This window comes from Frankia sp. EI5c (assembly GCF_001636565.1).
In the GTDB taxonomy this organism is placed as follows: Bacteria; Actinomycetota; Actinomycetes; order Frankiales; family Frankiaceae; genus Parafrankia.
Genome location: NZ_LRTK01000001.1, coordinates 142,657 through 167,224, shown reverse-complemented (window position 1 = coordinate 167,224; position 24,568 = coordinate 142,657). Strand labels below are relative to the sequence as shown.

The following is a 24,568-nucleotide window of genomic DNA, read 5'->3' as shown; positions in this document are numbered from 1 at the left end:
NGGCCCCGAGCATCCCGCCGCGCGCGTAGGCGAGCAGTGCCATCCCGGGTTGGTGGAGTGTCGCGCCCGCACCGTGAGCGCCCTTGTAGAAGGGGTCCTCCCACAGCGCGAGCCGCTCCCCCAGCACCCCGAGGTGGACGGCCGTCGCCAGCACGGCCAGCACCAGGAACCCGATGGTCGCCTGGACGGCGTAACGCCAGCGGCCGGTGAGGTGGACGACGACGCCGACGATGCCGATGAAAAGCACCACCGCGGGCCCGAGATCACTGAGCTTCACGAAGATCAGGGTGGCCAGAACGGCCGGCACCAGGGCGTACTCGGCCAGCATCCAGCCAGCCCCGGACGGCCGGTGGGCGCCCCACAGGCGGGGGACGTCCGCGGGCGCCCTCAGCCGGAAGGCGATCCAGCCCAGGAGACAGAACCGGAAGACCTCGGTGGGCTGTATGTGCAGCGGGCCCAGGGAGAGGCCGATCTGGGCGCCTCGGTCGACCGGGCTGGCCAGCGCCAGCGCACAGGAACCGACCGTCAGAGTGAGCAGCACCATGTTCGTGCGCTGGATCCGCCGGTTGCGGACCGTCCCCTCCGGCAGCCGGTCGGCCGCCGCGAGCGCCCGCCCCAGGGAGAACAGCACGACCCCGGCGACAACGGCGGTCAGGTAGGCGGCCAGGGAGCCCAACGACCCGACGCCGACCCGCATCCGCAGCACGAAGCCGATCGCCGCGAGCACCTGGACGGTGATGACGAGCGGGGCGAGGGCCGGATCACCAACGCGACGGGCACCGCGGAGCAACAGCGCCGTCGTAGCCGTGTGCGCACCGATGGTGATGATGGCCGGCATCGGGTCGACCATCGCCGGCCGGTGCCACCACAGGGCGAAGACCAGCCCGGCGAGGAGCGCGCCCGGCCCCGCGGTGCCCGGCAGTATCGGCGAGCCTGCCGACCGCATCCCGCCCGCCCGACCGGAGCGACCGGCGGCGGTGGCCGTCACGGCAGAAGGTACTGAGCGAGGAGCCACATGATCACGGCCGCCGCGCCCAACAGCCCCGCTATCAGCGCGACCGTGACGATCCAGTCCCCGGACGCTGCCCGGTCCAGGGGACTGCCGCCCTCCCGGCCAGCGGTCAGGTCGTCGTCGTCCTCGTCGAGCGAACCGTAGCCGTTGTGGCCCAGGCTGTCCGCGTACGGCGAGTTGTCACGCCGTCCCGGGCTGCCGTGCGGTACCGGGCTCCCGTGGCCGACTGGACCCGCCCCGGCCCCGGCCACCGGCGCGGCCGCCGGGGGCACTGCTCCCGGGTACGGACCGGGCGCGTGCCCGCCCTCGCGCCAGGGGTCCTGGTGGGCACCGGCGTGGCTGCCGGCCGCGGGGGCGGGCGGCGCTGTGCTCATCCCGGGCGCGGGCGTCGCGGCTGGCAGTGCGGCCCGCGGCGCCCTGGCCGGGACGGCCTGTCTGTTCTTCCGGCGGGGCGGGAGCGCGGGGCGGTCGATCGACTCACGCCACAGATCGACGACATGGTCGACGAGGACCTGTTCGGCCCGCGCCGAGGCCGTCTCCCGCGCGGCGTCCAGGAGGTCGGAGATCAGGCCCGGCGGGATGCCCTGGCGGAGGAGTCTGCGCAGCTCGTCGGCGAACTGGCGATCCGAGGCAACCCGCGGGTCCACGAGATCGGGCCGGAACAGCAGATCAACCACCAGCCGACGCTCCGGGGCGGGATCGAGCAGCGTCCCGGGCTCCGCCCACAGCGGATCGAGCCGGTCGCCGGTGAGGTGACGGCGGATGCGGCCACGCCGTCTGATGGCCTCCGGCCCGTGCTCGGCCGCGCTCCGACCGCTTCGGCCGGACTGCAGGAACCGGTTCTCGAGCACGTGCAGCATGACCGCGAGGATGATCGGGTGGGTGGGGTCGTCCGTGCCCGCGGGGAATCGCTGGGCGATGTGGTCCACCGGCACCCCGGCGAGCAGACGCCCCAGCGCCGCCGCGAACTCCCGTCGCTGTGCCGAGTCCAGCCGCGAAGCCGTCGGACGGCCCCCGGCCCGCGGGCCGTCCCGTTCCGACCGGCCCGCGTCGGCCCAGATCTCGACGGCGGTCCGCGCGGCGCGCAGCCGTCCGGCGGCGTTCTGCTGGTCGACGGCGTACTGCTGGCCGGCGGCGTACTGCTGGTCGGCCTCGAGCCGGTCCCACCAGGTTTCCACGGCCGCCCGCACCTCGGCCGGCCCGAGGCCGCATTCGTTCACGGCCTGCCGGATCGCGACCTCCACGCTCCTGTCGAGACCGCCGTCGTCCGCGGTGCCGCCGTCACCCCCGGTGATCCGATCACCCGCGACGAAATGATCACGCACGGCGACACCGTCCCGAACAGCGGCATCGTCTGGAACGGCGGCACCGTTCGCCGCCGCGGCGAGCGACCTGTCGAGAACGGCCTCGACGACTCGCTCGCCGAGGATCAGGCGCACGCGCTGGGCGGACGCCGGCAGCAGGGAGGTCATCCCCGGCTTCCACCCGGCCCGCACCCACCGGAACCCGGCCGTGTCGAGGCTCCGCAGCTCCGCGCACAGGGCGCCCACGGCCTCCGGCTGCTCGAGCTCCGCCCGGTCACGCTCGCCGCCCCGCCCCTGCAGCACGCGGCGCAGCGCAGCGAGCGCGGGCGAGGTCGCCTCGGGCGCGCCGGCGGCACGGGCGACCCACGAGGCGACGTCCGCCAGCGAGCCCGGAAGCGGCCCGGCGAGCCTGCGGGCCACCTCGGCGCGCCCGCCGTCCTGATAGGCCGCCACCAGCTCGGCCGCGATCTCCCCGGCGGCGCCGGACTCCTCGGGGGGCCGCCTGGGCGGATAGCGCACGCGCAGGCGGTTCAGCTCGAACCCGGACTGGCCGGTGCGGGCCAGGAAGATGTGGCGAAGCGAGGACTGCTGCTCCGCCGTCTCGCCGGTGGAGAACGACCAGTCCTGGTCGGGCACCTGGCGCAGCAGGTCGGCGAGCACCACGATGAGGCCGAACATCAGCGGTTCGGGCCGCCCCTGATAACCGACGATGCTGACCTGGCGGGTCGGGTCGCCGAGGAGCGCGGCCACCAGGTGGACCAGCGGTTCACCGAGCCCGGCCGCAGCCTGGCCGAGCTCCCGGTAGGACGCCCTGACCTCCGCGGTGATCAGCTCCGCCGGCACCAGTGGACGGCTGACGGCGGGTGCGTCGACCTGCTCGCCGGCCGGCCCGGACCCGCCGGACCATCGGCCGCCGAACCAGCCCGGCCAGGCTCGCAGCGCGAGCGCCCACACCGGCGACAGCTGCGCCGCCGGGCCGACCAGGGCATGGGCGAGAACCGACGAGCGGCCCAGCGGGTCGCGCGCGGCAACCTTGCGGATGACGGCCGCCTCCGCGCCGGCCGGGCCGCACCGCAGGTAGCACAGTGACCCGTCCGAGATCTGTGGCCGCGCCGGACCGCTCTGGGCAGCACCGGACGGCAGGGTTCCGGCCAGGATGGTGCCGAGCAGCCGGTCGCTCCAGACGGAGAGCCGGCGCAGGTCGGAGAGCGACGTCGCCGCTGGACCGATGCCCTCCAGGCCGAGTGGCGACTGCTGCCCCGGCACCCAGTGGAAGACGATCTGATCGATCAGATCGTTCTGGTCCGCGGCGGCGTCGGGGCCGCTGCCCATGTCAGACGCCCACCGATCCGGTCCGCCGGGCGACGAAGGCTTCGGAATCGATGATGCCGCCCATCGCGAAGACCGCCACCAGCACCTCCAGCACCCGGTTGGGCTGAACCCGGCGGCGGAACGAGCCGGACCCGTCGAGGGCCTTCTCCGCTCCGGTCGCCGAGGCGAAGTGCAGAGTCGCCCGCTGGCATTCGCGCACCGGCGCGAGCCAGGCTGTCGCGTCCCGGCTGTACAGGAGGGCGTACACGAAGGAGCTCTCGTCGTGGATGTCGTCGAGGTTCACCCACTCCCGCAGGCGCTCCTTGCGGTACCAGTCCTGGACCGGCGGCTGGAACCGCAGGACGTCGGCCTTGTTCACCACGACCGCCGCGTTGACGTCGTACAGGCCGGTGTCGAGATCCTTACGGCCGACGATCTTGAGCTGGCTGAGGACCGCGTTGAACGCCTCGTCCTCAAGCTTCTGCCGGTCGCCCACCAGACCGCTGTGGTGCGGGTCGACGACGAAGATGAGGGCTCCGGCGGCGTTCACGAAGTCGGCCGAGCGCTTGTTGCGGGTGAAACTCTCGCCGCCGATGTCATAGAAAGTGACGAGGTGATCACGCCTGGTCCGCAGATTACTGACGATCACGGCGTCGACGAACTCCACCGGCTGGTCCGGCGTCTGGGTGGCCTCCAGCACCTTCGAGTCGACCAGCAGCGGGTCGACCTGCCTGGTCACGTAGTCCTGGTGCCGGCGCGGGTCCGCCACCGTCACCGACAGGCCGAGATCGTCGAGGCCGCGCTGGTTCACGAGCTGGCCGATCATCGCCGCCAGCAGATGGCTCTTCCCCACCCCTGTCGCGCCGACCATCCCGATCATGAACGGCTCGCCGTACCAGCCGTAGGGATAGAACAGGTAGTGCGGCTGGTCCTTGTACGGGTTGGGGCATTTCACGTACTTGGTCGCCAGCCAGGCCTGGAACCGCCGCCGCTGCGGGTCCTGGTCGTCCTCCCGGAAACGCCGGAGGAGGTTCTCGTCGACGGGCTCGTACTTCTGCTCCTCGACGTTGTACTCGTGGAACTCACCCTCGTAGGCGTCCGGCCACTCCTCGAAGACGTACAGGCAGATCGGGCATCGCACCTCGGACACGGCTCTCCCCCGCTTCCCGTTACCGCTACAGCCCGCGCAGACCGACCATGACCACGACCACGAGCACCAGGGCCGCGATCAACGGGACCGCGTACCGGGCCCACTGGTCCGTCCTGGGTGCCGGCCGCGGCATCGGCTGCGGTGCGGTGCCGGGCCGCGGCTGTGACGGGATGTCCCGTCCGGTGCGGCGTCGCTCCTTGTCGTCCCGCAGCGCTCTGAACTGCTCGAGCCCGGCCACCATCCCCGCGGGGTCGTGCCGGGTCCGATGCGCGGGCTGGGTCAGGCCCAGCCGGCGGAGCATCTCGCCCGCGGNCACCCGGGAGTTGGGCCGGAAGACCCCGGAGAAGAAGTGGCCGTCAAACCAATCCGTCACGATGGGGCGCTCGGTCTCGGCCGGGCCCGAACCGAACTGCCCCGAACCGGAGTGGCCCGGACTGGAATGGTCTGTCGGAAACGGCTGCCCGGGGGCGAACTGGTCGTCTCGGCTCCGGCTCCCGCGGACGCCGTCCAACAGCCCGGCCAGGGCCTCCGGCGGCTGGCCGGTGGCGAGGTGCAGGATGATCAGGCAGGCCCGGGAGACGTCTTCGGTGTGGTCGGCGTAGAGGTCGTCGCGCGGCGGATCAAGGGCACTCCACGGCGGCGTGTCGACATGCAGTCGGCGTTCCCCCGCCCAGCAGGCGTGGCTGAAATCGAGGATGAGGGCGGTCTGACCGTCCCAGAGAATGTTCTCGGGGGTCAGGTCCCGGTGCACGATTCCGGCGGTGTGCAGCCAGTACAGACCCATGAGGAGGCTGGCCGCGAAGCGGCGCCCTTCCTCCCGGCCCAGCCATTCCCCGCTCCGCAGCCGCTGGGCCAGCGTCTCGCCCCCGGGCAGCGACGTGGTCAGGAGGAAGGGAGTGTCACCTTCGCCGTAGCAGATCAGACGGACCAGTTCGGCCGGGTACGGGTAGGGGTGGTACCGGTCGGGGCTCGGGCCGTCCCGCCGCATGGCGTGCCAGAGAGTGAGGAGAATTTCGATCTCCCCGCGGAGTTCCTCCGCCACCCGCCCGTCCGGCGGGGACACCCGTTTGCGGGCGACGGCGTGCCGCCGGCCGTCCGGGCCGGTCAGCGTGCCGCGCCGCACCTGGTATGGCGGGCCGCTGACCTCGTTGGCGGGCCGGAACCGCACCCACCAGGTCTCCTGACGGCCTTCCGGGGTCTCACCGGTGACACTCTCGTTGTTCTCGGGCATGCCATGGGCCGGCATGCCGTCCTCGGGCCTCTCGTGCTCGGGCGTGTCGTAGCCGGGCGTGTCGTAGCCGAGGGTGCCGTAGTCGAGGGTGCCGTAGTCGAGGGTGCCGTAGTCCGGAGCGTCGTTCTCGGACGTGGAGTATCTGGGCACGTCGTGCTCACTCATGCCGGTGCACCACCCACCAGGCGAGGCTCGTGACATTCCCGAGCAGGAGCACCAGCAAAATCATCTGCATGATCATATTCGTTCACCAGTGCCCCCTGGTCTGCGCTGCCGACGTCTGCCCGAGCACCTCGTCGAGCACGAACCAGCCCGGCTCCCAGTAGAGATCCAGCCAGGTGTGCCCGACCTTCAGCGGGTAGCCCCAGCCGTGCGGATCCAGCACGAGTTTCTCGGTCAGTGGCGTCTCGCCGACGACCACCTCGTGGCGCGGGTTCGACGAGGGCATGAGCGTGAGCCGACCGTGCGGATCGACGCGCACCGCGGCATGTCTGCGCGTCGAGATGTGCTGGTCCCGCCGACCGGAGACGAGTAACACCAGTTCCTGGTTGATGTCGGTGGCCGGGCCGAGCGCCCGGGGCCGGCTGCGGTCCAGCGGGTTGGCGATGTACGCCTGCAGCCCCAGGTCGACCGACACCAGCGACCGGCACTGCGGGCGACCCGGCCGGACGTCGGTGCCGCTTTCCAGCTTCACGGTGAAACGGTCGTGGAACCGGACCGGCGCCCGGCCTTCCCGTTCCAGGATCGCCGTCAGCGTCTCCTGGACGGCCCGGCCCAGCCGGACCCGGCGGGCCCGCAGCGTCTCCGTGATCTGCCGGTGATCATCCGGATTGACCCGCGCCAGCACCGACCCCGGCGCGACGAGACCGCGGTCGTACGTCGCCCGCAGACTCACGTCATACGTCTGCATCGCGAGCTGGTCCAGCAGGTCGGATGAACGCTGGCCCGCGGCGCCGGCAAGCAGGTGGCTTACCCATTCCCGCCGACGCCTCCATTGCGCCTCGGCGCTCACCCTCGCCTGTCACCAGATGAATACACGGCCGCCCCCCAACGACACGAACAGTTCATTGTCAGCATACGGCACAGCAACCGCCCGAGGGAGTGCCCGACCAGCCGTCAGATAGCTGTCGGGGACCGGACGGTTGAGCTTCAACCCCGCCGGTGGCGATGGCGGCGGTGGTAGGTTTGCCGAACCGCCGGCGGTTTCACCGCAGTCGGTGACCCGGTCGGGGGCGGTGCGGGGGGATAACGAGTATGACCAGCAAAGGGCGCGCGAGGTCCGGCCGTGACGGCTGACGCTCTGCCCGACCCGCCGGACCTGCCGGTTCAGGCAGACCCGGCGGCATCGTCCCGGCGGCGGATCGGGCTGTGGGGAGCCACCCAGAGCGGCAAGACGACCCTGTTGGCCGCACTGCAGATCGCCGCCGGCCAGCAGTCCGCGGGCAGCGGCTGGATGGTCGTCGGAGCCGACCAGGCGTCCTCGGAGTTCCTGGGCCGCAACATCGACATCCTGATCAAGGACAAGAAGTTCCCCGAGGGGACGATGGGCCCGGAGCCGCTCTCGTGGCTCTTCTACCGGCCCGATCCCCCACCCCGCGGGATATCCCGCTGGCTGCGCGAGCGGTTCCGCCGCCGGCTGGCCACCGGCCAGCAGATGTTCGAGATCAACACGCTCGACGTCGGCGGTTACATGTTCCTCAACCATCCGGGCGAGGTGCTGGACGACCCGAACGAGCTGTATTACGACGACGAGGACGCGGGGATCCCGCTCTTCGAGGGCCAGCGGACCTCGGGCGAGGAGGCCGACGATGTCATCCGTAAACTGGCGGACTNCGACGGGCTGGTCTACCTGTTCGACCCGGTAATCGAGTACCAGGAGAAGAACTCCTACCAGTACTTCGCGCGCGTCCTCAACGAGATCGCGCGACTGTCCCACGACTCCGGGCGGATCCGGGATGGCAGGCTGCCGCACTACCTGGCCATCTGCATTAACAAGATTGACGACCCGGCCGTTTACCGGAAGGCGTACCAGGCCGGCTACCTGCTCACCGGCGAGAACGACCTGCTGCTGCCCGAAGTTCCCGCCGACTACGCCCGGGAGCTGTTCGAGAGCCTGTGCCTGAGTCAGGAGGCTGGCACCGCCGAACAGGTTCTCGGCGTCATCCGCCAGTACTTCGACCCGACCCGCGTGTCCTACTTCGCCACGTCGTCCATCGGGTTCTACGTGCGCCCGGGCCGCCTGTTCCGGCACAGCGACTACCGGAACGTGACCGAGGGCGACGACGGACATCCGCGAATCCGCGGGGAGATCCGGCCGATCAACGTCCTCGAGCCGTTCCTGTGGCTGGAGCACGCGATCCGGCGGAACCCGCCGCCGCAGCCGTCGCAGCCACAGCCGCCGGAGCCCGCGGCACCGTGAGCCGGCCGCCGACCCCGGCCGATCACGTTCTGGTGGCGGGCTGGGCGCTGATGGGCAAGGAGCGGGGCGGCTACACCGACTACGTCGTGCTCCGCTCGAACGAGGCCTACTTCAGCAGGTCGGCCTACCAGTCGATCCTGCACCGGTACTCCCCGGGGACGCCGCCGCCCGCACAGCGGCCCAACCTGCCGGGCGCGCTGCCGTGGGTGACGGTGAGCTACGCCCCGCGCGGCCGGGACGGCGCGGACACCATGTTCGGGATCGCCGAGCGCACCTGGTCGGACGAGGTCGACGCCTCGGGTCGCCGGGTCGCCCGGACGCTCCTGCTCTGCGTTCCGTTCAGCGCGCTCGCCGCCGCTCCAGTCTCCTACCTGGGCCTGCACGCCGCCCTCAGCGGCCCGGAGATCCGGCGCGCGACGACCGCGGACGACCCGCGCGACACCGAGGACGCGGGAGGCGGGGGCGGGGACGGGGACGGGGGGAACGAGCGGGACGGGCTGCCGGTGGCCGTGTCGCGCCTCGACCCGGCCGGGATCGGCGACTACCTGGCCCGGGGCGGAGAGCGGCTGTTCCTGCTGGCCGCCGAGACCGCGGCGCTCGTGCTGGCCGGCCGGGTGGCGATCCTCGGCGCCCCGACCCCCGGGCCCGACGAGCCGCCCGCACAGGCACGGCTGCGGTTCCTCGACGCGGTCGCCGCGCTGCTGCCCTACGGCCACCGGGCCCGGCTGACCGCCAGCACCTGGGCGGTCAGCGGCGCCGCGCACCGCATCCGGCTCGCCTTCACCGACCGGCCCCGCCCGGGTGATCTGGTGATGCGCTGGCGCGACCCGCACGAGCAGCCCGCCGAACTGCTGGGCCCACCCGCCGACTACTACAACCTGCTGCTGCGGCTGCGCGACCAGCTGGCCGGCTCACCGGCCGACCTCGTCGCCCACCTGGCCAGGTACCGCAGCGGCCGGCGCCGGGTCGGCCCACCCGAGCACGCCTACTTCTGCCTCTTCCAACTGACCGGCAGCGGCGTCGCGGACGCGATGGGCGATCTGATCGCCCGGCGGCTCAACCCGCGACGGGTGTGGCCGGGCACCGAATCCACCGAGCCCGCGGTGCGGGAGGCAGCCTGGGAGCAGGCCGTGGAGGACGCCGCCGGGCTGGTGCGGGCCGCCCGGGACAACATCCCGTCCCCGGCCACCGCGTCCCCGGGGCGCACACCGCCCGGAGGCACAGCCGCCGGCAGCACCGGAGCGCGGACGTTCGACGACGAGCTACGGGCTCGGGTCGCCCAGGTCCCGGTACCGGGGGACAGCCTGGTGCTGGAGCTGATGCGCCTGGCCATCCTGGACGACGTCCAGACCGACAACGCCCGGCCCCCCCACGCCCGGAGCCGCCACGTCGACCGCGGTGCGGCGGAGTCGACGCGACGCTGGCTGAGCTGGCTGGAGGGCGCACCCGAACTCGCCGAGCGGACCCACCTCTTCCGCGGTGTGCTCGAGGGCTCTCCCGCCCCGGATGTCGTCGCCGCACTCGACGGCCAGGACAGGTATCTGCTCTCGCTCTCCCAGCTCGCCAGGCTCGTCGGCACCAGCCGCGCGCTGGTGGGCCTGCTGCTTCCCTGGTTGTGGCGGGTCGGCCCGACTCTGTCGCCACGCCACCAGCGGGAGTGGGCCGCCGAGATCCGCGCCTTCCGCTTCGAGTCCGCCGGCGAGGCCGCTGACCACGACCTGCTCCTGCTGATGATGGGCGAGGCGCCCGGCGGGCCGTTGCGGCACCGGATTCACCAGATGGAAACCGACTACGTGACCGCGCTGGGGGCCCGCTTCGCCGACCTGGTGCGGGAACAGGGCGTCGACCGGCGGGTCGACCGGGTCCTGAGCACGCTCGCCCGGTCCGTCGGGGACCCCGACGCCGACTGGCCGAAGGACCCGGCGAAGGCGGACCTGATGCTCCAGGCCCTGGAGCCGTTCGTGCGCCAGGTGCGGGCGGGCACCGACGCCCGCCGCCGGCCTCCCGGGCTGACGGCGCTGACCGATGCCGTCCGCCGGTACCTACGGGACAACCCGCGGGCCAGACGGCGACCGGCCGGCAGGCGCTGGCTCGAGGTGTGGCTACCCACGGGGTAGGTTCCGCCGCCACCCCGTCCCCTCCGCCGGGCCGCTCCGCGCATGTTCCTACCCCAATGGCAGCGCGGTGGCCGGCCCGCCGTCGGCCGGGCTGAGCAGCAGCGCACCCAGGCGGGAGCGATCCACCCGGATCCCGACGTGGTACTTCCCGGGTTTCAGCCCGGCCGGCAGCGGGAGGCGCACCACCTCCGGGTCGGCGCCGTCACCGGCCCTGACGTCCACGGCCAGCATCCCGCCGGCGGAGCCGTCGTGGTGAACGGTGACCGGCCTGCCGGCGTGCTCACACCGTTCCCGGGGGACACCCCCCGCCGAGATCACCCGTAGGTTTCCCGCGCTCAGTCGCCCGGCCAGGACACGGTGAACGCGCACGCTCACCATGTGCGGATAGAGCTCCACAGCACGGACCTTCCCCGCGGCGAGCAGCGCGGCCCCCCGGGCAGCGGCGTACTCCGGTTCGGCGACCGGCCGCACCGCGACCTCCGCCGCGCCGCTCGGCCGGCCCGCGGGCCAGGTCTCGGCGACGGCCTGTCGAACCGCTGCCTTCACCAGCGGGAGAAAACCCAGACCACCGACGATCATCACCTCAGGCCAGGGCACGGCATCCGGCGAAACGGCATCCGGCGGCGAGGAGGGGCGGCGCAGGTCGTCCCGGTGGCGCAACAGCCCGCCGACGGCTGCCCGCAGCGTCTGGGCCACCGGCTGGAAGGCGGCCATCAGCTCGCCCGCGGTCAGGCGCCGGCCGGAGCCGAAGACCAGCGCACCAGCGGCCAGCCAGCGGGGATCCCCGGCAGCGTTCGCCAGCACCGTGACGACCCGCTCCCGGCTGGCGCGGACACCGTCCAGGAACGTCAGGACCAGTTCTGTCTCCGCCTCGGCCAGAGCCGGACCAGCTGCCCGAGCCAGGTCGTCTCCCGACCACATGTCCCCCTGCGGCCGCAGGTTCGGCTGCCCCGGGTCACCCCGCGGCAGCTGGGGCAGCGGACCGCTGACCCGCGTGGTCCTGTCTTCCGGCGGCGGCCCGCCGATCAGCCGGGTCCCGTCGCCCGGGGGTGTGGCCGCTTCGCCGTCCGGGCCGCCGCCGGCCCGCTCAGGATTGTCCACGTCGCCCAGACCACCCAGACCGGCGAAATCGGCCAGGTAGTCGGGGTCGTCGGGGTCGTCGGGGTCGTCCAGGCTGGCGGGGCCGGCGGGGCCGGCGCGTCGGACGGCATCCGCGGCCAGGCGGCGGCCGGCGTAGCCGGCCTGGATACGGCGCTCCAGCAGCCGAACGGTCGCGACGCCCGCCGGCGCGGCAACGCCCGGGTCGGGACCGATCTCGATCAGCGCGGTCTCGACGGCGTCCGCACCGATGTCGCAGACGAGGACGAGGCGGCCGGCGGGGGCGAGATCCCCGGTGGCCGCGAGCTGCGCGGCCCGCACGGCCGCGGCGCAGACCGCGGTGCTGTGCACGGCTACCGCACCCGGCGGTAGTCCCAGCCTGTCGGCGAGCGACTGCCGGAGCCGGGCCCGGACCCGGGTACCCGCCTCATCGCGGAAACCGTCACCGGCGACGGCGACGGCGAGGCCGGAGACCGATGTCAGCTCCCGCGCACCCGCCTCCCCCATGATCATGAATCCGGCGTCACCGGTAAGCCCCGCGAGAAGCTCCCCCCCGGCCGCCGCCGGATCCCGCCGCGCATCGGCGGGGCCAGTGACCAGCCACGTCCCCGGCCGGACGGGGGCGGACCCGATGTCGCCCGGCCGGGGCGGGCCGTCGCCCGGGACGCCCTCCGCCGCGGCGTCCAGGAGGACGATCCTGGTGAACTGCGTGCCCAGGTCGACACCGGCCCAGCGGCCGGGCGGTGCGGCGCTCATCCGATCGACCCCGTCAGGCCGGCGGCGGCGTGGCCGGTGCCGGCCAGGCCGGGCGTGCCCGAGCCGGCGGCGATGCCCGCGGCCCCGGTCCGCAGGAACGCCGCCACCAGGTCCGGGCGCACGGCCTGGAGCAGCGTCAGCAGGCGGGCGAGCCGCCCCGACGACCGCGGCCGCTCCCGGTAGCGGACGATCTGCAGCGCCGCCAGCAGCGCGTCGTCCCCGAAGGGCACCAGAACCCGCAGGTCGGGAACAACGTTGTCCGGGCCCGCCAGCGCCGTCTGGAAGACCTGCAGCGCCGGCGACGGCCCGGTCACCGGGGTGAGCCAGCTCAGCCAGCCGTTGTCGGGGGCGCCCAGCGACGCGAACACGCCCGCCCGGGTCAGCTGGACGATCAGACCGACCGCGGCCTCGGGCAGCTCCCGCAGCGCCGCCTGGATGGCGTCGCCCCCACCGGAGTGGTACACCAGCAGCAGCGCTCCCTGGTGCACGCGGGCCACCCGGGCCGCGTCCTTTCCCGCGGTGCGGATCAGCCGGGCGAGGGCGGGGTCGAGCCGCTCGAAGACGGCCAGGCGGTCGGCGAACGTGACCGCGTCCTGCAGGTCGGCCATGGTGCCGTCGGAGAGCAGGGTCGCCAGCGCGTCGGCCTCGTCGGACTCCCGGCCGAACCGGCCGGCGAGCACGGTCTGCCGCCGGCCGCGCGCCTTCTCCAGGCTCCTGCCGGCCGTCAGCGGCGACAGGAATGCCGGGTTCGCGTCGGTCAGGACCTCGAACAGGTCGTCGGCCTGGTCGAAGTCCAGGGCGTCCCGCCAGATCGACATCGCGTGCACCAGGCCCGCCGTGTCCCGGAAGAGGGCGCGGGCCGCCAGCAGCCGGCGGAAGTAGTCCCGGCCGTAGCCCGTCGTGGGCTGGGTGGCCTCCGGCAGGTCCCCCCAGTGCACGATCAGCCGGGGCCGGCGGCCGGACGTCCCCGCCCGGGTCGTGAACGCGAGCCGGAAGGGGGACGGGTCGCCGGTCGCGGTGGCCACGGTCATCCCGGCCAGCAGGCCGACCGGCAGCAGCGCCAGCACCGCCTCGACGAAGGCGAGGCGCTGCCCCGCGGACAGCGTCGCCGGGGCGCCCACCACCGACACCGGCCCGTCGAGCAGAGCAGCCGCGACGACGGCGACCGGACCGAAGCCGAACGCGTCGACATCCTGGGCTATCCGGTGCTGGTCGGCGGTGACCAGCGGCAGCCGGCTCGGCCGGGTTCCCGCCGCGGCCTGGGCCTGGAGGCACAGGTCGGCCAGGCTGGCACCCGACTCCAGGAACCGCTGGTACCCGGTGTGGCAGCACCAGGTCCGGCCACAGACCGCGATCCGCCCGCCGCCGTCGCCGAACAGCACCAGGCCGTCATCACCGGTGGCGGAGGTGTACAGCCGGGCGAGCTCCCAGATCCCGCGGCCGTCGCCAGAGCCGGGCGGCGGGGCCGGGGCCGGGGTCACCCAGCCCGCTCCGAGCACCACCCGGGTGCCCGCGGCCGGCCGGGGTGGGCCGGCATCGGGATCACCGGCAGGATCACCGGCCGGATCACCGGCCGGGTCGCCAGCCGCGGCTCCCGGGCTCCTCCGCAGCAGGCCCCGCCTGGGCCTGGGCTCACCGATCAGTTCCCCCAGCCGCTGCCGTTCCTCGGCGCGGCGGTTCGGCGACAGGTCGTCCAGGATGGGCGTCCAGGACCTGCGGCGGGCAGTGCTGAACGGCGCCTGGTCCGCTTCGGCCCGCAGCCAGTCCTCGAGTGCCGGCACGAGGGCCGCCGCCCAGCCCTGCCACGCGGCGAGCCGGGCGAGGGTCTGCAGCGCGCGCTCGCCGATCCCGGCCTGGGCGCCGACCGCGGCCAGATCCGGGTAGCCGACAGCCTCCTGCCCCTGCCCGGCGAGCAGCACCCTGAACGGGCGCAGCACGGCCTCGCTCGGCGGCCTCCCGGCGGCGGCCAGCCACTCCACCAGCTCCAGCAGTCCGGGCGTCCCGCGGGTGTCGAAATACTGCACCAGCACCTGCAGGGTGCCTACCGGGTCGAGGGCCAGCCGGTCCCGAACGGGTGCCCAGACCTCGCCCTGGCCGGCCGGCCCTCCGTGTTCCCGGATGATGTCCGTGGCGAGGGTGATCGCGTCCGCGGGCGGCGAGGTGTCGCCGGGCCACGGAGTCAGCAGGCCACTGACCATCGCGGCGGACATCGCCGCGGGAGCCCCCTGCAGATGGGGCGCCAGGTGGCCGTACTCCCGCCCACCGGCGACGCAGAGCTGTACGGCGAGGTCGGCCACCGGCCGGGCCAGCGCCGGGGTCCAGTGCCGGGCGACGCGCGCGAGGTCGGCTGGCCGGGCGTGCGGGATGAGCCGCGGCACCAGGATGCCGGCCGGGTCCGCCAGCCCCGGCAGAGCGTCCAGGTGGCGCCGGATGCTCTCCACTCCGGCCTCGCCGGCGGCGACCCGGCCGTCCAGGTCCCGCGCGGCGGCCTCGGCGAGAGCCCGGAAGATCTCCCAGGGCCGGCTGAAGCTGCGCGGCACGGTGTCCGACGCGAGCCAGCCCAGCAGCACGCGCAGCCGTCTCCCGTCAGGCTCCCGGTCCCCGGGGGCGGGCACCCAGGCGACGTCGGCCGGCTGGTCGCCGTCGAGCAGGTAGGTCAGCAGGGCGGCGTAGCGCGGGCCCCATCCAGCCGATGTCCCGAGCCCGTCGGCCGAACCGGCCGCGCCGGACCCGCCCGACGCGCCGGACCCGCCGGACGCGCCGGACCCGCCGGACAGAGCGGGCGGACCAGACGGGTCGACGAGGTCGAACCGCGGCGGGGCCAGGGGGTCGACCTGCCGGCCGCTGCCGCCGAGCTGCTGGCCGAAGGCGACGCGGACCCGGTGGCTGGTCGTGACGTCCACCCAGGTGCCGGCGGCGAGGACACCCTCGGCGCCCGCCGGCAGCAGCGCGGCGACCAGGTCGAGGAAGGCGATCCGGGCCGGTTGGCCGGCCAGCTCGGGGACGGCGTGCAGCGTGATCGGGCCGTCCAGCGCGAGCCCCGCGGCGGCGATCGCGCCACGCAGGTACCGCAGGGCCGGTCGGGCCGGGGTGCCGGCCCGGCGGTCGGGCCAGTCGGGGACCGGCAGGTGCAGCGGCCGCTCGCCCTGCGTCCGGTAAACCTGCTCGAGGTCGCTCACGGTCACGTCCCGCACCGTCTCGTACAGCGCCGCGAAGCTTCCCAGCCGCTGGCGGAAGTCGTCCAGCGGCAGGCAGAAGAAGCGGGTGGGGACGACGACCCGGTTGGTGGCGTCGACCGCCGTGGACGGCTGCGCGGGCCACTCGCGGATCGCCACGCCCACGTAGGGGGTGTCGCCCGACGTGGCCGCGGTGAAGGTGATCCAGGGCAGCGCGTCCAGCTCACCCGGGCGCTCGCCGGCCGGCGAGCCGGGCGAGAAGTGCTGGATGATCCGCTCCAGCGCGGCCGGCCGCAGCCGGGCGGAGGAGGAGCACAGGACCTGGTAGTCGTCGCGCTGCCCACGCTCCTTGCCCAGCAGCGCCCAGTCGAGGTCGACGCCGGTCACGGCGCCGGTCACGGCGCCGACCCCGACGCCGTCTGGGTGATCCGGGTCACCAGGCTCACGATCGGCTCCAGCACGTTCATCGGCCGCACCATTCCGCGGACGCGGGCCTGCCCGCCGGTCATCACGACGTTCGCGTAGTCGGCGGGGCTGAATCTGCCGTCCTGGCCGACGTGGAAGCCGATGGACGACGTCGCGTAGTAGCGAACCCGGTCCTTCTGGAAGAGCCCGTCGATCGTGCCGCGCAGGTAGGCGGCGCTCGGCGAGCTCGCGCAGAGCTGCTCGAGGTAGCGGCTGGCGACCTTGTCGTCCAGCCGGGGCGGGCCGGGGCGGGCGGCCAGTTCGGCGAGCTGGGCGGCGTCCAGCGCCACCCCGAGGACCCTCGGGTCGTCGAACTTCGTGATGCAGACCGAGAGATGGTGCGGCAGTGCCCCGCCCTGGGTCCCGCCCGCGGCGTGGACCCGCCGGAACACCCGGTTGATCATGGCATCGAAGTAGGCGAGGTTGTCGCGGTCCTCCCGCTCCCGGATCGGATCCACGAGCAGGACGATCCCGTCGCAGCTGACCAGGTAGTCGATGAGTTCGGCCTGCGCCGCGAGCCGCGCGCCCGGCGAGGGGCCGGCCGGGGTGTCCGGGCCGGGGTCGTCGTCGAACCGCAGGTCGTCGCCGTCGCCGTCGTCGCCGTCGCCGCGGCCGCCGCGACCGGCGGCGGGCAGCCGGTCGCCAAAGCCGATGCCGATGCCGTCGCCGTGCGTGCCGTTCCGGGCGTCCCCACCCCCGGCTCCGGTGTCTCGGAAGAACCTGCCGGGGACGTCCAGGAAGTCCAGCGAGAAGTTGATCGGTCTCGGGCTCCTCGGCCCGGACGGCCGCACCCGGCCCTGGAAGTCGAGCCGCAGCTTGGTCGTGGCCTGGGTCGATTTCGGGAAGGTGTGCGTCTGCAGCAGCGTGGCCTTCAGCTCCTCGTAGGCGACCTCCGTCGTGGTGTCCCCGTTGGAGACGGTCCACTGGACGGACCTGCCTCGGGGCTGGCGGGCCGCGTGCTGCATGGCCGCGAGCTGGATGACGGCCATCATGGTCGTCTTCCCGCTGCTCGCCGCTCCCCACAGCCCGATGCGCACCCGCTTCGGCGACCGCGGGCGCCGGGCCGGTTGGACCGGCGGAACCCCGTCAGGTGGCGGACCCCCGTCAGACGAGGTGACTCGGGCAGCCGCCGGTGGAACCCGGGAAGACGGTGGAACCCGGCCGGACTGGGAGTAGCGGCCGCTGGGCCCGGAGATCCCGCCGGAGGTCGGACCCGTCACCGCGCTCCGCCCGTCGCGGCCCCGGCAGCACCGGTGCCCAGCGGCAGCGGCAGCGGCTGGCCGGCCGGCCCGGTGAGCAGCCCCAGTGCGTCGGCCACCTGCCTCGCCGACGCCGTCCCGAGGTCGAGCAGCGCGTCCGCACCCAGCGCGTTCCAGGCCGCCCTGGCCCGAGCCGGGGCGTCCGGGCCCGCCTGGGCGAGGTCGGCACTCGGCTGCCCGCGCACAGCCACCCGGCGCGGGCCGCGTTCGGCAGCCAGGTCGTCCATGATCCTTCTCCAGTCATGACGGACCAGGCAGGGCAGCGTCAGGTCGTCCGCCTCCTGCCTCGGCGGATGCGGTGGCCGGGCGCCGACGGTCACCAGTGCGGCGGCGGCCCCGCGGCGCCAGGGCAGCCGGGCCGCGGCGGCCAGCGCGTCCTCGATGGCCGCGGCGAAGTCGTGCTGAGGGGCGCTCGGACGCCAGTCACGCAGCTCTGCGCGGACCTGGTCGACGGTTCCCGGCCCCGCGGCGCGCACCGTCGGTTCCCGCCCGCGCCGCGACCCACCCAGAAAATCATGATCATCGAAACCGAGCACCGCGAACCGTACAGACCCCGGATCGGCGTGCTCGGCCTCGACCAGGGCGAGCAGCTCCTCGACCAGCCGCAGCCGGGGGGCGACAGCCTGGTCCGTCCCGGCCGTCTCCACCAGGCAGACGACGTCCGCCGGGCTGGCGCCGTAGTACCGCGGGAGGTGCGCCAGCAGCTCCGGCCAGCCTGGCCCCGGGTTGTCGACCCGCACGCCGTCGGGTTCGAGGAAACGGACCCGGCCCGGGCCGTCCAGGGCCAGCCGCAGCCGCAGCTCGCTGCCCGGGGACACCTCCGCCCAGCCGAAGGCGATCGGCGCCCATCGGTACGGATCCGAACCGGTGTGGACGCCGACCGGCCCGCCGGCCACAATCGCCAGCGCCAGCTCGGCCGGGGCGAGCCCGGGGACCGCGACGGTGACCTCGGCGGTCGGCGGCCGCCCGCCGGCGGCGACCGTCCCCGCGGCGAACAGATCCCGGGTACGCAGGCGCACCTGCCTGGTGACCGGGTCGACATCCGCCACGACCAGCCCGTAGCCGACGGTGAGTGGTACCCGCGCAAGCGCCGCGTCGAAGGCGCTGCCGAGGCTCTCCCGGCGGCGGGCCCGAACCTGATGAACCCGCGGACCGTCGTCGGCCCGGTGCAGGCTGTCAGCCAGCACGCCCACGGCCTGGCTGATCATCGGCCAGTCGACCGCCGGCCGGACGAGCAGGATCTCGGTGGCGCCCGTGCCCTCCACCGCGGCGAGCAGCGGGGCGAGCGAACCGGGCTGGACGTCGTCCCCCAGACCGCAGGCGAGGCTCAGCCGGCGAGCGTCCCGGTTCGCGGGCAGGGCGGGGAGCAGCTCCGACCACTCCCAGGTGCGGGTCACCCCCGGTCGGCCGGGCACCCCGCCGGCGCCGGAAGCCAGCAGGCTGACGACCACGGCGTCAGGCTGGAACTCCACGATCGTGATCCGCCCGGCCCCACCGGACCCCACCCCGCGCAGCAGCGAGCTCAACGCGACCACCAGCTCCGAGACCGCCGACGATGGGGCCGCCGACGATGGGGCCGGCAACGATGGGGCCGGCGACGGCCGGACCGGCCCGGCCACCCGGCCGCTGGGGGTCGCCGTCGCCGCGCGCCCAGCTGCGCGGGCCGGCCGCTCGGCGGCGAGCGCTGTCCGCTCGGCGGCGAGGGCCGTCCGCTCGGCGGCGAGGGCCGTCCGCTCGGCGGCGAGGGCCGTCGCACTGGGTGGCCCGCCGTGCACGAGGGCCGCGAGGCGGCCCGGCAGATCCGGGTCCGTGTGCTCCAGGGCGGCGAGCACCCTGGCGACGGCCCGCAGATCGCGGCGGCGCCGGGCCTGGGTCAACCGCTCATCGAACGCCCGCCGGAGTTCCGCCGTCACCTCGCCGAGGACATAGCCGCCGCGCAACTGCCAGCCACAGCGCGGGCAGGCGCGATCCTGCCGCTCGACCGGCCGGCGGCAGACCGGGCAGCCGGCCGCCGCCGCCGCCGCTGTCGCTGTCGCTGTCGCCGGGGCGGGGTTCCAGGCCACCGGAGTCGTCTCCCCATCGTCTGGTGATCGGGTCAGTCTGGTGATCGCGTCATCCTCGGTGAGCCGCTCGTCCTGCCCGGTGCGCCCGGCGGCCGGAGGAACAACGGGTGCGGCCGCGCCGCGCCACGGGCACCAGGCCGGCCCCACCAGATGATCTTCGCGTCACCCGTCGCCTGCCGTCAGCTCCCTGCGTGCCCGTCCTGCGTCGAGGAGCCGAGCGGGCCGCTCAGCGCCGCCATCGGCCATGGGTGTCACCCGAGTCGCCGTCGAAGAACGGACCGGGGGGCTGGACCGGATCGCCGCCCGGGTCCGACTGCCGGCCGCCGTCCCGCCGCCCGGCGGTAACCGGCTGCGACCCGGGAAACAGGAACTGCTCCGGGTTTCGCCGGGCCAGCCGGAGCGCCCGGCGTTTGTACTGTTCGAGGGCGGCCTCGCTGGCCTGCTCGACCGCCTCGGCCTCCATCTCCCAGCCGAGTTGTCGGCGCCGGTGCAGGCCGTTGTTCTCCAGGATGGTGTCCGCCCGCCGCTGCCGGATGCGCTCCTCCTCGGCCCGCAGCCGGCTCCGCCCGTCGAGGGCGACCGCCTGTTCGTAGTCGGTCGGTGGGCCGATCGAGATGAAGAACTTGACGATGATGGGAAGGCACTCGATCGCGGTGATGAACAGCAGCAGGAAGCGGTGGGCGAGCCCCAGGGCCGGCCGGTGCGCGGTCAGGTTGTCCAGCGCCTCCATGCGGATGAGCAGGCCGTTCTCCTTGCCGTTCTCCTTCCGGAACCTGTCGACGGACTCAGTGCGCTGCGCGGTGAGGGTCGCCAGCTCCGTGGAGACCTCGGTCAGCCGGGAGCGCGCGGTCGTCACCTCGGCGCCGCGGGTGGTCTCACCCGCGGTCCGCGCGTTCTGCTGGGCGGTGGTGAGCTGCCCCTTCAGCTCGTCCAGCTCGCCTTTGAGACGATCCCGGATCGCCACCTTCTCCGCGTAGGCGGGACCGCGGCCGACCCTGGTGCTGCCACAGGTGCCCTCGTTCTCGCAGACGACGTTCTGCTCGGCCTGGTTGTACTCGCCCTGCTTGGCGTCAACCAGCGCCTGAATGCGGATGACCTCGGGATCCTTGCTGACATCCACCGAGGCGCCGGAGTCGATCGTGTTCTGCAGCTGGTCCCGCTCCGCGGTCAGCGCCGTGATCCGCTGGCCGCGTTCGTCGGTCTGCGAGGTCGCCAGGAACTCGCTTTCCCGATCGCTGCGCATCTGCGCGAGCTCGGTCGTGATCTCCGCCTCGAAGATGCGCAGCACCAGCGGGGTGGAGATGACCACACCGATCAGCAGCGCGAGCACGAGCCGGGGAAGGGCAACCGGCAGGATCTGGTACCAGTGGTCCCGACGCTGCATCGAGACCACGAGCCACCGGTCCAGGCTCATGATGGCAAAACCCCAGGCCAGGCCGAGGATCAGGTAGAAAAACGGATTCAGACCCAGCGCCATGCGCAGCGCGAACGCGCAGGAGATGGCGGCCATGGTCGACGTCGTGAGCACGGCGCCGCCGATACCCACGTACTTCGCCACGTCGGACGGAAACCGGTTCAGTATCTCGGTGTTCGCGCCGGAGAGCCACAGCAGCAGGCGGGTTACCCGCGACTGGCGGCGCGTGACCTCCGCCGCGGCAGCGCCTGGCGAACCGCCCTGCTCCGGGCTGCCCAGGAAAAAACTGTTTGACATGACGCTCCCCGTTAACGTCATTACCCCGCCGCGGCAGCCCGACGGCCCGCCCAGCCGGATGAAGTGGCCCATCAGAACACTACCCGCAAAAAAGNCCCCGCGGCTCGTTCCCGCCAGCAACCGTCCCGGCAGGCATCGTTCCCGCAGGCATCGTTCCCCTAGGCATCGTTCCGGCGAGCGCCGTTCCCGCGTGCATCGTTCCCACGCCGTCCTCAAAGCCGCACGGCCGGCGCCACGAGGGCGACAGGGGCGGGCGAAGCGGCCGTTGTGGCTGCGCTCACCGACGGAAGGTCCGTACTGTGCCCCCTGCTGCCTCGCCCCCTGCTGCCCCCCGTTCCGCGGCGCCGCCACCGGGCAGGCGGCGACCGCCCCGGCGGCTGGTTCGACGCCCGCTCCTTCGGCGGTCCGCAACAGCTCCGCCGACGACGCGACAGCTCCGCCGACGGGAAGGTACCGCACGCGGACGGCGGACGACCGTGGTATTCGGGGTCATCGGAGTCAGTTGTGCGGCAGCAGTCGAGCGGGCCCGCCGACCACTCGCATTGACCTGTGGTTGATCGGAATCCGGACGACGCCGGGAGGATTTGGGTTTTGATGTCGCCGGGATCGCCTCCCGATCCGTGGATGGGCCCGCGGTTCAGCAGTGACGGCATCGCCGACCAGCGGTAACACCCCCCGGGGCGGACAGCGGGCGGGTTGACGGTGGGCAAGGGACGGTGCACGGGATGGCGCCGCACTCAACGACATCTGGCCGGGTTTGCTCGCTGAATGAACGTCCGATGGGGCGAACCGTCCGGTGGCCACTGGACGGTTCACCNCATCGGGTACGTCGAGTGACCACTATGATGCCGTTCACCACGACGCGGACGGGGGGAAAAGAGGCTAGCGGGCCTCACCACGACATGACGTCTGATTCAGGGTTGCTTCGTAGATGGCTCAGCACGCACATACCTGAGGCGGTGGCGGCGAGACGGCCCGAGTACAGCCTGGGTGGGGAGCTGGGCGCGGGCGGCTACGGCCTGGTCATCATGGCCACCCATCGCGAAATGGGGAGCCCGAGCGCCATCAAGGGAATGCCCGGCACGACCACCGAGGCGCGCCTGCTGGCCAGCCTTGATCACCCGCACGTGGTGCGAGTGTACGACTCCTTCAAGTATTCAGTCCAGCATTCCGGCGGGCCCGGCGATCTTCACCTGATCGTGATGGAATACCTACCCGGCGGCACCCTGCAGACACGAAGGAACGATCTGTCTCCCGAGCAGTCCTGCGCGGTCGGCCTCGCGGCGGCCGCCGGGCTGGAACACGCCCACGGGCGCGGCCTGCTGCATCGCGACATCAAACCCNCCAACATCCTCTTCGCGGAGGACGGCACACTGAAGGTCTGCGACTTCGGGCTCGCGAAGCCGTTCGAGGGGTCGTCCGTCCGCACCAGCAATGTGGTCGGCACCGAACCGTACATGGCACCTGAGCAGTTCACCAGGGAGGGCCTCACCCGGGCCACCGACATCTACGCCCTCGGCGTCGTGCTCTACCGGCTGCTGACCAACCGGCTCCCCTTCGACCCGAGGGGCGCCAAGCCGATGTGGCGTGCGCACCTCGAGGACGAGCCCCCGCCCATGACCGGTGTGCCCGCCCGACTGGCCCAGGTGGTCCTGCGTGCGCTGGAGAAGAACCCGGGCGACCGCCACGCCCACGCCGCCGACTTCGCCATGGACCTCGCCCAGGCAGCCACCGATGTCTACCAGCCGGGCTGGGCCAGCAGGTCCCGCACCGGGCTGCCGCTGAACCTGACCGGCCTTCCGGAAGAACTGATCGACATCATCCGCGGCCCGACCGGGCCCCACCAGGCGGCTGTCCCCCCGGTCAGCCAGGTCCCCCCGGTCAGCCAGGTCACCCAGGCCGACCGAGGAGCGCAGGCCAACCGGGCGGCGCAGCGCGCCCGCCCGCTCGCGGACCCCCGGTCGTCGGAGCGGAGCGCGAGTGCCACCAGGCGCCCGAGCCCGGGCGAGCCCGGCCCGCGTGCCTTGGGCCGCCCCCTGCGCGGCCACGAGAAGCCCGTCCATGCGGTGGCGTTCTCCTCAGCGCGGCCCATCCTCGCCAGCGCCGGCGCCGACCAGACCGTTCGGCTGTGGAACCTGACCAGCCCAGCCCACCCGCAGCTCGTCGGCAGACCACTACCCGGCCACTCCGGCACCGTCCTGACACTGGCGTTCTCCCCGGAGGCGGAGATCCTCGCCAGCGCGGGCGCCGACAGCACGATCCGACTGTGGGATCTGACCGACCCGACCGCCCCCGCACCCGCGGGCAGGACCCTGCAGGGACACACCGGTCAGGTGAACTCGGTGGCCTTCGCACCCGATGGGCGCACCCTCGCCAGCGGCGGCAAGGACGAGACCGTCCGGCTGTGGGACGTGGCCAACCCGGCCGCCGCGCGCCCGATCTGCGCGCCTCTTCGAGGCCACACCGGCAGGGTGCTTTCAGTGGCGTTCTCCCGGGACGGGCGGACCCTCGCCAGCGCCAGCGCCGACCGAACGGTCCGGCTCTGGGATCTGACCGACCGCGCCGCCCCCCAGCTCCTCGGCGAACGACTCGGCGACCACGTCGGCTGGGTGTATTCGGTGGCGTTCTCCCCGCGTCAGAACATCCTCGCCAGTTCCAGCATCAACGTCTCCCTGCGGGCGGCGTCCACGGTGTGGTTGTGGGATGTCGCCAGCCCGGCCGCTCCCCGGTTCCTCGGCGAGCCGTTGCGGGCCAGACGCGCGGCGGTGAACGCGGTCGCCTTCTCCCCGGCGGAGAAGATTCTCGCCAGCGCGGGCTGCGACCAGGTGGTGCGGCTCTGGGACACCACCACACCGACTGCGCCCCTTCCCCTCGGCGAGCCGCTGCGCGGCCACGCCGGCTGGGTGAACGCGGTGGCCTTCTCCCAGTACGGCGACATCCTCGCCAGCGCCGGCGAGGACGGCACGGTGCGCCTGTGGCGGGCGCGGCATCACGGGTCCCGCGCACACCTCGCTTCAGGACGGCCCGGGTAACGGCCGGCGACCCGAGGGCTCGCGGGGGTCTCCGACGCCCCGGCCTTCCGGCTGTCAGTCGACGCCGCCCGGGCTCGTGCCAGCTCCCGATCGCCCTGCTCGGTACAGGTTCTCGCCGACGCCGTGGGCGGCTTCGCCCACCGGACGGACCGGAAGCGCGGGGCCGGCCGTCGGCGCGAACGGGCGCGCCGTACCATCGAGCTCGTCGTCCTCGATCATCTGCCGGGGGTGCTCGACGAGTACCTGGCCCTGCCGCGCCGGTACGCCACGCCACGCAGACTCGCCGGCGGGGGGACGCCGCCCCAGGTGGCGCACAACCGGCCTGCCCCGTCCACGTCCGTGGTGCGCGCGCTCACCCCGACTCGTTCTCCGGGCACCGCACCCGCGGCACGGCCGTGCGGCATGCTCGCAGGAGTCTGGCTACCGCCCGGGTACGCGCCCGGCCCGCGGACCCGAACCGAACC

Annotated in this window: 12 protein-coding genes and 1 pseudogene; 3 read left to right on the top strand and 10 right to left on the bottom strand. The window is 73.5% G+C overall.

Features of this window, described 5'->3' with window-relative positions; translation table 11 throughout:
* Position 1: 1 nt before the first annotated feature.
* From UG55_RS29760 to UG55_RS00595, 5 genes are all read right to left on the bottom strand, one after another.
* Positions 2–988, bottom strand: a 987-nt coding sequence (locus UG55_RS29760; RefSeq protein ID WP_206779334.1) for an FtsW/RodA/SpoVE family cell cycle protein, incomplete at its 3' end; no start/stop codon positions are given.
* The gene (locus UG55_RS00610) at positions 985–3,648 is read right to left on the bottom strand and encodes a hypothetical protein (RefSeq protein ID WP_066061129.1); all 2,664 of its coding nucleotides are present in this window, start codon (positions 3,646–3,648) and stop codon (positions 985–987) included. The genes UG55_RS00610 and UG55_RS29760, both read right to left, overlap by 4 nt.
* A gap of 1 nt (position 3,649) precedes the next feature.
* Entirely contained in the window at positions 3,650–4,777 is a 1,128-nt protein-coding gene (locus UG55_RS00605; protein WP_066061127.1) for an ATP-binding protein, read from the bottom strand.
* A 313-nt stretch (positions 4,778–5,090) separates the two neighbouring features.
* The coding region (locus UG55_RS00600) for a protein kinase domain-containing protein (protein ID WP_206779333.1) at positions 5,091–6,173 on the bottom strand (1,083 nt) is incomplete at its 3' end.
* 82 nt (positions 6,174–6,255) lie between these two features.
* Positions 6,256–7,020, bottom strand: coding sequence for a hypothetical protein (locus tag UG55_RS00595; protein ID WP_128422793.1), 765 nt, complete (start codon positions 7,018–7,020; stop codon positions 6,256–6,258).
* A gap of 1,403 nt (positions 7,021–8,423) precedes the next feature.
* Here UG55_RS00595 and UG55_RS00585 point away from each other — a divergent pair.
* Entirely contained in the window at positions 8,424–10,544 is a 2,121-nt protein-coding gene (locus tag UG55_RS00585) for a hypothetical protein (protein ID WP_242423521.1), read from the top strand.
* A 48-nt stretch (positions 10,545–10,592) separates the two neighbouring features.
* On the opposite strand, the gene UG55_RS00580 is transcribed toward UG55_RS00585, so the two are convergent.
* The 5 genes from UG55_RS00580 to UG55_RS00560 form a co-directional block, all read right to left on the bottom strand.
* A complete protein-coding gene (locus tag UG55_RS00580; protein ID WP_066061116.1) occupies positions 10,593–12,398 on the bottom strand; it encodes a hypothetical protein in 1,806 nt (601 codons plus the stop codon).
* Positions 12,395–15,973 (bottom strand): hypothetical protein, encoded by a 3,579-nt coding sequence (locus tag UG55_RS00575; RefSeq protein WP_242423520.1) that lies wholly within the window; start codon positions 15,971–15,973, stop codon positions 12,395–12,397. The genes UG55_RS00580 and UG55_RS00575 overlap by 4 nt, the downstream gene beginning before the upstream one ends.
* Positions 15,970–17,076: a hypothetical protein gene (locus UG55_RS00570; RefSeq protein WP_066061113.1), complete on the bottom strand. Its 1,107-nt coding sequence runs from the start codon at positions 17,074–17,076 to the stop codon at positions 15,970–15,972. Before UG55_RS00570 ends, UG55_RS00575 begins: the two co-directional genes overlap by 4 nt.
* A 179-nt stretch (positions 17,077–17,255) precedes the next feature.
* Complete coding sequence (locus UG55_RS00565) at positions 17,256–19,508, bottom strand: hypothetical protein (RefSeq protein ID WP_242423519.1); 2,253 nt, start codon at positions 19,506–19,508, stop codon at positions 17,256–17,258.
* A gap of 79 nt (positions 19,509–19,587) precedes the next feature.
* Positions 19,588–21,072: a DUF4407 domain-containing protein gene (locus tag UG55_RS00560; protein ID WP_066061110.1), complete on the bottom strand. Its 1,485-nt coding sequence runs from the start codon at positions 21,070–21,072 to the stop codon at positions 19,588–19,590.
* A gap of 842 nt (positions 21,073–21,914) precedes the next feature.
* Here UG55_RS00560 and UG55_RS30795 point away from each other — a divergent pair.
* Positions 21,915–22,415, top strand: a pseudogene (locus UG55_RS30795) (protein kinase); the annotation flags it as partial.
* 1 nt (position 22,416) lies between these two features.
* The coding region (locus UG55_RS00555) for a WD40 repeat domain-containing serine/threonine-protein kinase (RefSeq protein ID WP_242423518.1) at positions 22,417–24,104 on the top strand (1,688 nt) is incomplete at its 5' end.
* Between the last annotated feature and the right edge of the window lie 464 nt (positions 24,105–24,568).

Bases quoted from the DNA above. Each gene is read 5' to 3' on its own strand.
- UG55_RS00560 (WP_066061110.1), bottom strand. From the start codon at position 21,072: ATGTCAAACAGTTTTTTCCTGGGCAGCCCGGAGCAGGGCGGTTCGCCA.
- UG55_RS00580 (WP_066061116.1), bottom strand. From the start codon at position 12,398: ATGAGCGCCGCACCGCCCGGCCGCTGGGCCGGTGTCGACCTGGGCACG.
- UG55_RS00610 (WP_066061129.1), bottom strand. From the start codon at position 3,648: ATGGGCAGCGGCCCCGACGCCGCCGCGGACCAGAACGATCTGATCGAT.